Origin of the sequence: Aeromonas sp. QDB34 (assembly GCF_027705405.1) — a bacterium.
In the GTDB taxonomy this organism is placed as follows: domain Bacteria; phylum Pseudomonadota; class Gammaproteobacteria; order Enterobacterales; family Aeromonadaceae; genus Aeromonas; species Aeromonas hydrophila.
In genome coordinates, this window is the sequence record NZ_JAPDBT010000010.1 from 143,378 (window position 1) to 154,928 (window position 11,551).

General features: G+C 61.2%; 12 protein-coding genes. 6 read left to right on the plus strand and 6 right to left on the minus strand.

All coding sequences use genetic code 11. The features are described 5' to 3' along the window. Nucleotides 1-43: 43 nt before the first annotated feature. On the minus strand, nucleotides 44-625 hold the full coding sequence (locus tag OKC29_RS14850; protein WP_011707437.1) for a YjaG family protein: 582 nt from the start codon (nucleotides 623-625) through the stop codon (nucleotides 44-46). A 162-nt stretch (nucleotides 626-787) separates the two neighbouring features. Here OKC29_RS14850 and OKC29_RS14855 point away from each other — a divergent pair, with 162 nt between their 5' ends. Next, nucleotides 788-1,732: a D-2-hydroxyacid dehydrogenase gene (locus OKC29_RS14855; protein ID WP_073351792.1), complete on the plus strand. Its 945-nt coding sequence runs from the start codon at nucleotides 788-790 to the stop codon at nucleotides 1,730-1,732. A 66-nt stretch (nucleotides 1,733-1,798) separates the two neighbouring features. Here OKC29_RS14855 and mepM read toward each other — a convergent pair whose 3' ends face one another. Then, the gene (mepM, locus tag OKC29_RS14860; RefSeq protein WP_016352056.1) at nucleotides 1,799-3,136 is read right to left on the minus strand and encodes a murein DD-endopeptidase MepM; all 1,338 of its coding nucleotides are present in this window, start codon (nucleotides 3,134-3,136) and stop codon (nucleotides 1,799-1,801) included. 260 nt (nucleotides 3,137-3,396) lie between these two features. Between mepM and OKC29_RS14865 the strand changes: the two genes are divergently transcribed. After that, nucleotides 3,397-4,689 carry a LapD/MoxY N-terminal periplasmic domain-containing protein gene (locus OKC29_RS14865; RefSeq protein ID WP_045525526.1) on the plus strand — a complete coding sequence of 431 codons (1,293 nt, stop codon included), beginning with the start codon at nucleotides 3,397-3,399 and terminating at the stop codon, nucleotides 4,687-4,689. After that, nucleotides 4,689-5,630: a TAXI family TRAP transporter solute-binding subunit gene (locus OKC29_RS14870; RefSeq protein ID WP_073351794.1), complete on the plus strand. Its 942-nt coding sequence runs from the start codon at nucleotides 4,689-4,691 to the stop codon at nucleotides 5,628-5,630. The genes OKC29_RS14865 and OKC29_RS14870 overlap by 1 nt, the downstream gene beginning before the upstream one ends. Here the strand turns inward: OKC29_RS14870 and OKC29_RS14875 are convergent. Both OKC29_RS14875 and znuA read right to left on the minus strand, forming a co-directional pair. Beyond that, the gene (locus tag OKC29_RS14875; RefSeq protein WP_011707442.1) at nucleotides 5,625-6,299 is read right to left on the minus strand and encodes a transglutaminase-like cysteine peptidase; all 675 of its coding nucleotides are present in this window, start codon (nucleotides 6,297-6,299) and stop codon (nucleotides 5,625-5,627) included. The genes OKC29_RS14870 and OKC29_RS14875 overlap by 6 nt on opposite strands. 85 nt (nucleotides 6,300-6,384) lie before the next feature. Then, nucleotides 6,385-7,299 (minus strand): zinc ABC transporter substrate-binding protein ZnuA, encoded by a 915-nt coding sequence (gene znuA / locus OKC29_RS14880; protein ID WP_073351796.1) that lies wholly within the window; start codon nucleotides 7,297-7,299, stop codon nucleotides 6,385-6,387. A 94-nt stretch (nucleotides 7,300-7,393) separates the two neighbouring features. Between znuA and znuC the strand changes: the two genes are divergently transcribed. Together znuC and znuB are read left to right on the plus strand one after the other, a co-directional pair. Continuing rightward, nucleotides 7,394-8,158 carry a zinc ABC transporter ATP-binding protein ZnuC gene (gene znuC / locus OKC29_RS14885; protein WP_017411255.1) on the plus strand — a complete coding sequence of 255 codons (765 nt, stop codon included), beginning with the start codon at nucleotides 7,394-7,396 and terminating at the stop codon, nucleotides 8,156-8,158. Nucleotides 8,159-8,179: 21 nt separating this feature from the next. Beyond that, nucleotides 8,180-8,959: a zinc ABC transporter permease subunit ZnuB gene (znuB, locus tag OKC29_RS14890; RefSeq protein WP_011707445.1), complete on the plus strand. Its 780-nt coding sequence runs from the start codon at nucleotides 8,180-8,182 to the stop codon at nucleotides 8,957-8,959. 90 nt (nucleotides 8,960-9,049) lie between these two features. On the opposite strand, the gene OKC29_RS14895 is transcribed toward znuB, so the two are convergent. Continuing rightward, on the minus strand, nucleotides 9,050-9,967 hold the full coding sequence (locus OKC29_RS14895) for a LysR substrate-binding domain-containing protein (RefSeq protein ID WP_011707446.1): 918 nt from the start codon (nucleotides 9,965-9,967) through the stop codon (nucleotides 9,050-9,052). A 91-nt stretch (nucleotides 9,968-10,058) separates the two neighbouring features. On the opposite strand from OKC29_RS14895, the gene OKC29_RS14900 reads away from it, so the two are divergent. Further along, on the plus strand, nucleotides 10,059-10,916 hold the full coding sequence (locus OKC29_RS14900; protein ID WP_011707447.1) for a DMT family transporter: 858 nt from the start codon (nucleotides 10,059-10,061) through the stop codon (nucleotides 10,914-10,916). A 10-nt stretch (nucleotides 10,917-10,926) separates the two neighbouring features. Here the strand turns inward: OKC29_RS14900 and OKC29_RS14905 are convergent, their stop codons facing one another. Next, nucleotides 10,927-11,508: a uracil-DNA glycosylase family protein gene (locus OKC29_RS14905; RefSeq protein WP_073351798.1), complete on the minus strand. Its 582-nt coding sequence runs from the start codon at nucleotides 11,506-11,508 to the stop codon at nucleotides 10,927-10,929. Between the last annotated feature and the right edge of the window lie 43 nt (nucleotides 11,509-11,551).

The window sequence follows — 11,551 nt, forward strand, 5'->3', positions numbered from 1 at the left end:
GCTCCCATTCGGGAGCTTTTTTTATGGGCCGGGGAGTGTGCGATCACTCTTCCAGGCTGATGCCGATATTGGAGACGCCATCCTGGGCCGCAAAGGTGCGGATCGCCAGAATGCGGTCGCTGTCGCGCTCATGGGCAACCCGCTTGAGCAGCTCGACCTGGAACTCCAGCTCGGCTTCCATGTATTCGTGCTCGTAGAGCTCCTCGTCGGTGAGGTCGCGCTCCTCCAGCATCTCGATGAAACCGGCCACGGTACCGACCGACGCATGGCTGGCATCGTTGGCCTCTTCACCCACCCGGCAGATCACCGAGTTGTAGGCACAGCCCAGCGCCACGCAGGCATCCAGCGCCGGATAGGCGCCGTAGGACTCGAATTTGCCAGGCTCGGGAATATAGACTTCAAACGCCTCCAGGATCGCCCCCAGATTGACGCGGGAACCCTTCACCGTCAGGTAATTCCACATCTGATCCAGGGCGTGGCGAAATGCCTTCGCATCCCCGAAGCCGGAGGCCTGGGAAAACAGCGCATAGTTGGGGTACATGCGCTCTGCCAGCGCCAGGGTGTAGACGGTCTGTTGCCAAGGCTGTAGCTCGGCCAGTCGCTTATAAAACTTGTCACCAAACACTGGAGTCGGATCCTTTGCAAAATGTGGGGCAGATTGTAGCCCACGAGGGGCCGCGCGAAAACGAAAAAGCGGCCTGGTCGGCTATGTTGGCCGGTCAACTCGGGTAAGATGAGGACAGAGCGGCCTCTCTCCCGCGCCGCAAATCTGATAAGGAACAAGAGTATGAGTCAACGTACCCTTCTTTTGCTCAGCCAGGACAATGCTCACTACGAGCGCCTGCTCAAGGCGGCCCACCTCCCCCATTTGCGCATTCTGCGGGCCGACAATCAGGGCGAGGCCGAGAAATTGATCGGCGAAGCCCACATCCTGATGGCAGAACCGGCACGGGCCAAACCGCTGCTGGCCAAGGCCGGCAAGCTCAGCTGGCTGCAGTCCACCTACGCCGGGGTCGACGTGCTGCTGGATGCCAGCTGCCGCCGCGACTATCAGCTCACCAACGTGCGCGGCATCTTCGGCCCGCTGATGAGCGAATACGTGTTTGGCCATCTGCTCAGCCTGATGCGCCAGCTGCCGCTCTATCGGGAGCAGCAGAAGCAACGGCTGTGGCAAAGCCACCCCTATCACGGCCTCAAGGGACGCACCTTGCTCATCTTGGGCACCGGCAGCATAGGCCAGCACATTGCCCACACCGGCAAGCACTTCGACATGAAGGTGCTTGGCATCAGCCGCAGTGGCCGCGAGCGGGCCGGCTTCGATCAGGTGTATCAGCTGCCGGCCCTCAACAAGGTGCTGGCGCAGGCCGACGTCATCGTCAGCGTCCTGCCCGCCACCCGCGAGACGCATCACCTCTTCACCGCTCCCCGTTTCGAACACTGCAAAGCGGGCGCCATCCTGTTCAACGTGGGGCGCGGCAACGCCATCCACGAAGGTGACCTGCTCACGGCGCTGCGCACCGGTAAGCTGGGCATGGCGGTGCTGGATGTATTCGCACAGGAGCCGCTGCCCGCCGACAGCCCGCTCTGGGGCCAGCCCAACCTCATCATCACGCCACACAACAGCGCCTACAGCTTCCCCGAAGATGTGGCCCAGATCTTCGTGCGCAACTACATCCGCTTCATCGATGGCCAGCCGCTGGACGGCAAGATAGACTTCGACAAGGGCTATTGATGGCCACCAGCCAATAAAAAGGCCCCGCCAGAGTGGCGGGGCCTTTTTGTTTCGGTGAGAGAGGCATCAACCGGCCTCCATCTCCTTGCGATAGCTCTTCACCTTGGCGAGGAACTGGCGCTTCTCCTTGCCGGAGAGCGGTTCCGCCATCGGCAGCTTGACCTTCATGGCATCGACCGGACGGTTGTTGATCCGCACCTCGTAGTGCAGGTGGGCACCGGTGGAACGACCGGTGTTGCCGGAGAGCGCAATCTTGTCACCCATCTTCACCTTCTGGCCCGGCTTGACCAGCAGCTTGCTCAGGTGCAGGTAGCGGGTCATCAGGGTACGACCGTGCTTGATCACCACATAGGTGCCGGCCAGCGGGTGGCTGGTCGCCTTCAGCACGACGCCGTCACCGGTTGCCATCACGGGGGTGCCGACCGGCAGGGCAAAGTCGGTGCCCTCATGGGGGCGTACCTGGCCGGTGATCGGGTGACGGCGGTTCGGGTTGAAGCTGGAGCTGACCCGGTAGCGGCTGTGGGTCGGATAACGGCGGAAGCCACGCTCCAGGCTGTTGCCCTGGCCATCGTAGTAGTTGCCATCTTCAGACAACCAGGCAGACACGCTCTGGCCCTGGCTGAACACTTCCACCCCCAGCAGCTGGGTATTGCCGGTACTCTTGCCCTCGACCGTCTCTTGGCGCACCAGCACCTTGAACTTGTCACCCTTTTTCAGATCCTTGGCGAAGTTGAGTCGCCACTGGAACAGGTTGGCAATTTTCTGGATGTGGTTGGCCGGGATCCCCGCATTGCGGGCACTGACGTAAAAACTGCCGTTGATGACCCCGTCATACCCCTTCTTCTGCCACTCCACCTCTTCATTGAGCATGTTGGCACTGTAGGTGTCGTCGGTGCGCTCCAGGATCAGGGTCTGCTTGATATTCAGACGAATCTTCATCTGCTGCAATATGTTGTCCTGATCGATCAGCAGCTCGATGGTTTGACCGGGCTTGAGACGTGCCAGATTGTTCTTGGTATCGGCATCCAGCACTTTGTAGAGAGTGGTGGTGGAGAGACCCAGGTTGTTGAAGATGGTGGTCAGGTTTTCGCCGTTTCGTACCCGATAATCCTGCCACTGGGGGGTGGCATCGGTCGGGATGTCATCTTCCGGGGTCGCGGCTTCCACCAGCTCGTGATCCGGGATGTCGTTGAAGTCCGTATTGTCTTCGTTGGTTGCGGTGCCGTTGGTGGCAATCGGCAACTCCAGACGCAATGGCCGCTCCAGGATGTCACCCGGCGCTGGCAATATGGCTACCGCTGACAGCGTCATCGCGGTCAGCAATAGCATGGCGTAAAAGTGTTTGCGGGGAACCGGGGGTTCCCAATTGGCAGCCTGCGCTACCAAGGGACGGAGACGTTTCATCCGCTATCCTGTCATTAGATCTAAGGGTGTTAGTGGTCAGTTTGTTTGTTATGAAACCGTATAAAACTGATTGTTTGACCTAAATACTCACAATTAGTTCATAGCAATCTGCATGAACCTCACATTTTATGCATAACATTCCTTTATGGGCAGAAATGATCGTCTTTTTTAACCATTTTTTTCCTATTTTTAAGAGCCGGGTCCGCTCGCATCAGACCCAAGGTTTCAGCATGTTGCGATAACTTTTCCATGGAGTGGATATGTCGTTAGCGAAACTGTTAAATCGAATCATCCTGATCTTGTTCCTGGCTGGGGCCATCCTGCTGTTCATGCTGGAGGTCACCACTGTACGCCAGTCCATCCTCGATCAGATGTCTGCCAATCTGGAAACCGCCATCACGGCCCTCGGCCTGGTGCTGCAGGGCACCCTGCTCAACGATGACAAGGTACTGGCCGAAACCATCGTCAACGCCATGTTCGACGGCGGCTTCGTCAGTGCGGTCACCCTGCTGGATCCCGATGGTCAGGTGCTGTTTCAGAAGGTCTTCCACACGGCGCAGCAAAACGTGCCGACCTGGCTTCCCTCTGTTATCGACATGCCGCCGGTAAAAATTGAGCAGGAGCTGACCGATGGCTGGCGCATGCTGGGTACCCTCACCCTGGAAGGACACACGGGTTATGCCTACCAGCACCTGTGGAATGCCATCAGCCGTACCGGCACGGCGCTGCTGGCCGGTCTGCTGGTGTTCACCCTGGTGATCTCCTGGGTCTGCAACCGGCTGCTGCGCCCGCTCGAGCAGATCAATCAGCAGTTGGTGAAGATCCGCAAGCGCCAGTTCAGCGGCAATCTTGCCTCCCCCTGGCTGCAGGATCTCAAGGAGCTGGTGGCCTCGGTCAACCAGCTGGTGTCCGAACGCAAACGGGATCTGCTGCAACAGCGGCTCAAGATAAGCCAGCTCAGCAAACAGGTCGCCATATCAAATCAGCCGCTGCAAACCCTGGCGGAGGCGGGAGAAGGCCTGCTGCAACAACATTTCTTCTCGACCCAGGGCAGCATTCGCCTCTACAGCCGCCTCATTCCAGAGGTCACCCCCTCGCTGGACAGCTCACCGGACGAGATCCGGCACCTGCTCGATCTCTGGTTGCATCACACGGTCGAGGGGCTGCAACTGCCGCTCAGCCTGCTTGGCCACGCTGACTGGACGCAATTTTCTGCCCTGCTGGCCAAGGGCAGAGGCAAGACCCTCGACTGGCGCTGGGATCAGGAGCATGTGCCGCCCCTTGCCCAGGAGCGGCTGGCCGCCTTGCAGGAACAGGGCGTGGAGATGGCCTTCAGCGCCATCCCGATGACCAACGAGACCTTCAATCAACTCGACCCCATCAACCCTGTCTTCATCAGCTGCCAGCCGACCCAGGCCCCGCTCTACTGGAATCTGGTGGCCCAGTGCCTGCACAGCGCGGGCTACACCCTGCTGGCGGAGGCCGGCGACATTCAGGATATCGATACTCTGCGCAACTGGGGCATCGATGGCTACGCCAGCAAGGAGGCATGATGAACAAGACCGGATTGTTGCTCGCCCTGCTGTGCCCACTGCCGCTGCTGGCCGACACCATGACCATCGCCACCGGCGGTGAGCAGGGGATCTATCACCAGATCGCCAAAGAGTTCTGCCGGCTGGCCAACAAGAGCGATGCCGGATTGCAGTGCAAGCTGCAGGCGACCTCGGGCTCCATCGAAAATCTGCGCCAGCTGAAAAGTGGCGAGACCCGCTATGCGCTGGTGCAGTCGGACTGGCTTTACCAGGCCAGTCACGGCCTGGGTCCGTATTCCAGTCAGCCACAGCCAGAGCTCAGAGCCATCTTCGCCACCCACGCCGAACCCTTCACCATAGTGGTAAGGGCCGACAGCGATATCACCAGCCTGGAGCAGCTCAAGCTGGCCCCCATCGACATGGGGCTCAAGAGCTCAGGCACCCGCCAGACGGCGCTCGCTCTGTTCAACGTGCTGGGTGCCAAGGAGCAGGACCTCGATCTCAAGAGCGTGGCCAATCTGGCCGAGTCTCTCTGCAGCAAGCAGATCGATGCCTATGGCCTGGTGATGGGTCACCCCAACCGCATCGTGCTGGATACAGCCAAACGCTGCGCCGTGCGTTTTCTGCCGATCGAGGGGACAACCCGGGATCAACTGCTCAAGGGGGTGAAGTATTACCAGCGCAGTCAGGTGCCTGCGCGCATCTACCCGGGCAACCTCAAGGCGACGCCGACCTTTGCCATCGCCGCTACCCTGGTGACCACCGCCAGCACGCCGGAAGCCGATGTTTACCGCCTGACCAAGGCCATGCTGACCCAGCAAACCAAGTTCAATGAGCAGACCTACGGCTACGCCAACCTGTTCCACCAGGCACGCAATAAGACCGGCCCGGTGCTGAGCATCGACCAGCATCCGGGCGCGGCCAAATATTTCGAGGAGTTGAAAACCGCGGGCAAGCTATAGCTCGCGGCGGGGGGAGCGCAGTTGCTCGCTGGAGAACCGGGTCTTCATCGACGTCCACTGCGCCAACCTGTCGGCACTGCCTGCCAGCGTCCCTTCACGGCGGGACTTCATGATCCAGATGCTTTTGGCATCAAAGCTGTAGACGGGGATAAGGTCGGTTCGCTTGCTGCCGGGCAGGATCCGGCTGTTGATATTGTCGAGTACTAGCGGATCCGACTTGGGGGTCGAAAAGTAGAGCGTCACCATGTGGAACTGGTTGTAACGCACCGCCTTGACGTAGGCCAGCCGCAGCTTCTTCTCGTCCACCCCCAGCTCCATCAGGGTGTAGTACTTGGAGATGCTGTAATCCTCGCAGTCGCCACCGCGGGCGCCGATAAACTCCAGCGGATTGGCCCAGTAATCCGCTTCTCCCCACAACCTGGGATCATCGCTGTAGGTCAGGTTGTTGAAGTAGTTGTTCACCAGCTCGATCTTCTGCTGATCCGTGGTACCGGCCCTGGGCGTGAGCAGACGAGAGAATGCCTCGGCCCGCTGAATGGCACGACCACCATACACTTCCTGCAATTTTGCCCGTAACTCGGGGCTGGCGATGTATTCGGAGAGGCGGGATGCCTGCACGCTGGCGCAGCATAGTGCCAACGTGCAGGTGGAAACGAGCAGCCATTTCATACAAGACACTCCCTGTCAGATGCTGGAAGTCAGTATAGTTGGCTGCGCTCACCCCATCGATGAGCACCACAGCTCGGCAGCTCTGTCAGCGGCACTCGGCGAAGGCGTCGGCCAGTTGCTGCATGAATCGGGGATAGCCATCCGGGCCGAGCGGCACCTGCTCACCCACTTCGTCCAGCAGCAGCACCTTGGCACCGGTATTGCGGGCCACCGACTCGATCACCGCTGGCGAGAATTGCGGCTCGGCATAGATGCAGCTCGCCTTTTTCTCTTCCAGCGCCTTGCGGATCTCCACCAGGGTCTTGGCGCCGGGGCGCCGCTCCGGGCTCACGGTAAAGTGGCCCTTGGAGCTCATGCCGTAATGGCGCTCCCAGTAGCCATAAGCCTCGTGAAACACGAAGTAGCCCTTCTGATTCACCGCCTTCATCTGCTCGGCAATCACCTTGTCCTTGGCCTCCACCTTGGCCTTGAACGCCAGCAGGTTGGCGCGATAACGCTCGGCGTTGGCAGGATCCTGAGCACTCAGGGTTTCGCTCAGGGCATTGGCAATGACCAGCGCCTGGGTCGGTCCCAGCCAGATGTGGGGATCGACGCCCTCGTGATGGTGCCCCTCATGACCGTCGTGATCATGACCTTCATGCCCCTCGTCGGCGTGTTCTTCGTGACCGGCCTGCTTGCTGTAATCAAACAGCGGCATCCCTTCGACCCGGGTCAGGGTCAACACATGGGGATGCTTGGCCAGCGGTTTGGCCATGAAGCCTTCCAGCTCGGGACCGACCCAGACCATCAGGTCGGCCTCATTGATGCTACGAATGTCGGAGGGGCGCAGGGAGAAATCATGGGGCGAGGCGCCGGTCGGCAGCAGCACCTTGGGCTCGCTCACGCCGTCGGTGATGGCGGCCGCGATGAAACCCAGCGGCTTGATGGTGGTCAGCACCTCGAGGGCACGGACAGGCAGACTCACCGCCAGCAGGGCAGTGATCAGGGCAAGAATTCGCATAGAGATCTCGTCAGGAAGTGTGTGTGTGATAATATAACAAACCAACGTTATTGTTATATTATAACTCTCACAGGCTGTAAACCCCGGAGCTGTCATGACCCAACTGGTGGAGCTGAAAGAGGTCTGTCTTTCATTTGATGGACGATCCGTGCTCGACAAGGTCTCCTTTACCCTGAACAAAGGCAAAATCACGACCCTGGTCGGCCCCAACGGAGCGGGCAAGAGTACCTTGAGCAAGCTGGTACTGGGCCTGCTCACGCCGGATTCGGGCCAAATCACCCGCAGCCGTGACCTGCGGGTCGGTTATGTGCCCCAGCGCCTCTATCTTGATCCTACCTTGCCGCTGACGGTGCGCCGCTTCCTACAGCTTGGCAAGAATGGCCGCCTCTCCATCGAGGAGGCACTGAACCGGGTCGGTGCGGAAGATCTCTTGGACAACCGGATGCAGAAACTCTCCGGCGGCGAGATGCAGCGGGTGCTGCTGGCCCGCGCCCTGCTGGTCAAACCCGAGCTGCTGGTGCTGGACGAACCAGTGCAAGGGGTGGACATCAACGGCCAGATCGAGCTCTACGCCCTCATCAGCCAGCTGGCCGCCGAGTTCAACTGCGCCGTGCTGATGGTCTCCCACGATCTGCACCTGGTGATGGCCAGCACCCACGAGGTGATCTGCCTCAACCGCCACGTCTGCTGTCACGGCGAACCGGAGAGCGTGGCCCGTCACCCCGAATTTGCCCGCCTGTTCGGCCGACCGGAGCAGGAGGTACTGGCGGTCTACACCCACCATCACCACTGCGACGGCGAACACCATCATCATGAACCGCAGGCCCCCGTCATTCGCCTGCCCTCCCGCAATCAATAACGAACCCGACAGGATCATCAAGTGGACAGCTTTCTGTTATACGCCCTCGCGGCCGGCCTCGGCATCGCCCTGCTGGCCGGCCCCCTCGGCAGCTTCGTGGTGTGGCGCAAGATGGCCTATTTTGGCGACACCCTCTCCCACGCCTGCCTGTTCGGCATCGCGCTCGGCATCCTGCTGCAGGTGGATCTCACCCTGGCGGTGGTGGTCTGCTGCCTCGCCATGGCCATGCTGCTGGTGATCATGAGCCGCAACCAGCAGGTGGCCACCGACACCCTGCTCGGCATCCTGGCCCACAGCGCCCTGTCGCTGGGTCTGGTCACCTTGAGTTTCATGGACAACGTGCGGGTGGATCTGATGGCCTACCTGTTCGGCGACCTGCTCTCGGTACAACCGATGGACTTGCTCTGGATCTACGGCGGCGGCGCCCTGGTGCTGCTCACCCTGTGGCGGCTGTGGGATCCCCTGCTCTCCATGACCATCTCCGAAGAGCTGGCGCGGGTGGAAGGGGTAAGGGTCGATGTACTGCGCTGCGTGCTGATGCTGCTGATCGGCCTGGTAATCGCGGTGGCGATGAAGTTCGTCGGGGCGCTGATCATCACCTCCTTGCTGATAATCCCTGCGGCAACGGCCCGCCGCTTCAGCCGGACACCCGAACAGATGGCCGGCTTTGCCGCTCTCATCGGCTGCCTTGCCGTGCTCGGCGGACTGCTGCTCTCCTGGTATCAAGACACCCCGGCCGGCCCTTCGGTGGTGGTCTGCGCCACCAGCCTGTTTATCCTGAGCCAGTTCAAGAAAGCCTGAACCTAAGTGGCCTGAGCCTTGCTGTCAGGCCACTCCATATCTCGACCCTTCGGTGTATCTCCGCCACCAATCTGCTCGTGCCGAGCCTATTCAAACACGCCTGAGCGGTTCATTCTCGCCAGGGCGCAGGCTCGCTTGCGCCTCCTGCCAGAGCCACTGGCGCAGCCGGCTGATGGCGGGCTCATGGACACGCGAACGCTTGCAGACGAAATAGAAGTTGTCCCCGGTCTCCAGTGCATGCAACGGCAGTCGCACCAGACCGGGATCCTCCGGCTGCAGCATATAGTCGTTGATGAGCGCCACCCCCTGATCCCAGTTGGCTGCCTCCAGTGCCAGCAGAATGTGGCTGAAATGGTGCATCCTCGCCTCGGGGGCGATCGTCAGCCCGCCCACGTCGGCCCAGCGCCGCCAATCCTCCCCCTTCTCCTTGTAGATCGCCTGGATGGAGAGCAGCGGCAGTTGCCACAAGGCTGCGGGCCACTCCCCCTCCACCTGCTGCCACAGCCGCCGGCTGCACACCGGCATCAGCCGTTCCCGATAGAGCAGATCGTGCATATAGCCGGGTCCCTTGGGGGAGACGGTGATGAAGCAGTCCGCCACCCGATCGGAGAGTTCGGGATCCTCCGCCACCATCTCCAGACTGAGATCCAGCTCGGGATAGAGCTGGCGCAACCCCGCCAGGCGCGGGATCAGCCACTTCACCGCAAACGAGCTGTAGACCGCGAGCCGGATCCGCATTTCGCCACCGCCGCGCAGCTGCTCGCTGCTCTGGGCAATCTGGCCGAGCCCGGCGGAGATCCCCTCGAAATAGACCTCCCCCTGCGCCGTCAGCGACAGCAGCCGGCCCTGGCGCAGCAGCAACCGCTCACCCAGAAAATCCTCCAGCAGGCGGATCTGGTGGCTGACCGCACTCTGGCTGACGTTGAGCTCAACCGCGGCGCGAGAAAAGCTGAGCAGGCGGGCAACCACTTCGAAGTATTGAACGGCACGCAAGGGAGGCAGCTTCATTATCCAAAATTCTCATGCATGGTAATTTTTTATCATTTTACTGGATAACAGCGCGCGGGCTACCCTTCCCTCATCAAACATGGGAGGTGGTATGAATGCAGTGGGGATCGGCATCCTTTATCTGGTGCTGGGCAATATGGTGGCGGTCTTTTCCGACGCGCTGGTCAAGGTGCTGGAGCCGGACCAGCCGGTGTTCCAGTTCGTCTTCTTCCGCCAGCTCTCCGCCGCCATCCTGCTGGCCCCCTGGCTGCTCTGGTCATGGCGTCGCAACCCGCCGGTGGCGCTCAAGTGGCATCTGCTGCGGGCCCATATCTGGGCGGTCGGCGTCTGCCTGATGGTGATCGCCCTCACCCGGCTGCCGCTGGCCACCGCCAACGCCCTCTTCTATGCGGCGCCGCTGATGATGGTACCGCTGGCGGTGTGGCTGGCAGGGGAAGCGATCTCGCGCCAGAAGGTGCTGACCGCCTTCATCGGCTTTGTCGGGGTGCTGATCGTGCTGCGCCCCACCGAGGTGAACTGGGCGGCGCTGGCGGCGCTCGGGGTGGCGCTCTCCATGGCGCTCAACAATCTGCTGATCAAGCGGATCCCGCTCCAGCAGCCCATCGCCCAGACCCTGTTCTTTACCAACGTGTTGAGCATGCCCTTCATCATGGCGCTGGCCTGGTGGGAAGGGGGCGACTGGCAGTGGCAGATGTGGTGGCCCGCCTTCGGCTCTTCGGCGCTGATCATGGTCTATGCGGGATTGTGCGTGGTGGCCTATCGCAAGGCGGAGGCGAGCAAAATAGCCTCGGCGGAGTACACCGGCCTGCTGATGGCGGTCGCCATCGGGGTGTGGCTGTTCGATGAGCAGCCGGGACTGCCGCTGCTGCTGGGGTGCCTGTGCATCATACTGCCGCTTATCGCCATGGCCCGCAGCAAGCCCAAACCGCAGGTCGAACCGGCTCTCTAACCAGCGAGGGTCACCCCAGCAGTGGGGCGACCCTTTGTTGCAGATGGGGGATCACATCCTGCTCGAACCAGGGATTCTTCTTGAGCCAGAAGGTGTTGCGCGGTGACGGGTGCGGCAGCGGCAACCAGGCCGGGCCGTAGTCAGCCCAGCTGCGTACCGTCTCGGTCAGCGACCCTTTCGCCGCCTCCCGCAGGTAGTAGGCTTGCGCATACTGGCCGATCAGCAGGGTCAGCTCGATGTTGGGCAGCAGCATCAGCACCTTGTCGTGCCAGGTGGGCGCACATTCGGGGCGCGGCGGCAGATCTCCTGACTTGCCCTTGCCGGGATAACAGAGCCCCATCGGCATGATGGCGATACGGGATTCATCGTAAAAGGTGGCCTTGTTCACCCCGAGCCACTGGCGCAGGCGATCGCCGGAGGGATCGTCCCAGGGGATGCCGCTGGCATGCACCCGGGTGCCGGGCGCCTGGCCGATGATCAGCAGACGGGCGCGCTCGCTGCCACGGATCACCGGTCTGGGCCCGAGCGGCAAGTGTGCCTCGCACAGGCGGCAGGCACGGATCTGTTCAAACAAACTGTCGAGTCGGTTCATGGGCCCGATAGTAGCAGAGTTTTCCGCCGGATCCTGCTTGTGA

What these genes read in the sequence shown, in the direction of transcription:
- znuC (WP_017411255.1), top strand. Translation starts at nt 7,394, where the DNA reads ATGACCCAACTGGTGGAGCTGAAAGAGGTCTGTCTTTCATTTGATGGA.
- znuA (WP_073351796.1), bottom strand. Translation starts at nt 7,299, where the DNA reads ATGCGAATTCTTGCCCTGATCACTGCCCTGCTGGCGGTGAGTCTGCCT.
- mepM (WP_016352056.1), bottom strand. Translation starts at nt 3,136, where the DNA reads ATGAAACGTCTCCGTCCCTTGGTAGCGCAGGCTGCCAATTGGGAACCC.
- OKC29_RS14870 (WP_073351794.1), top strand. Translation starts at nt 4,689, where the DNA reads ATGAACAAGACCGGATTGTTGCTCGCCCTGCTGTGCCCACTGCCGCTG.
- OKC29_RS14905 (WP_073351798.1), bottom strand. Translation starts at nt 11,508, where the DNA reads ATGAACCGACTCGACAGTTTGTTTGAACAGATCCGTGCCTGCCGCCTG.
- OKC29_RS14875 (WP_011707442.1), bottom strand. Translation starts at nt 6,299, where the DNA reads ATGAAATGGCTGCTCGTTTCCACCTGCACGTTGGCACTATGCTGCGCC.
- OKC29_RS14855 (WP_073351792.1), top strand. Translation starts at nt 788, where the DNA reads ATGAGTCAACGTACCCTTCTTTTGCTCAGCCAGGACAATGCTCACTAC.
- OKC29_RS14900 (WP_011707447.1), top strand. Translation starts at nt 10,059, where the DNA reads ATGAATGCAGTGGGGATCGGCATCCTTTATCTGGTGCTGGGCAATATG.
- OKC29_RS14895 (WP_011707446.1), bottom strand. Translation starts at nt 9,967, where the DNA reads ATGAAGCTGCCTCCCTTGCGTGCCGTTCAATACTTCGAAGTGGTTGCC.
- OKC29_RS14865 (WP_045525526.1), top strand. Translation starts at nt 3,397, where the DNA reads ATGTCGTTAGCGAAACTGTTAAATCGAATCATCCTGATCTTGTTCCTG.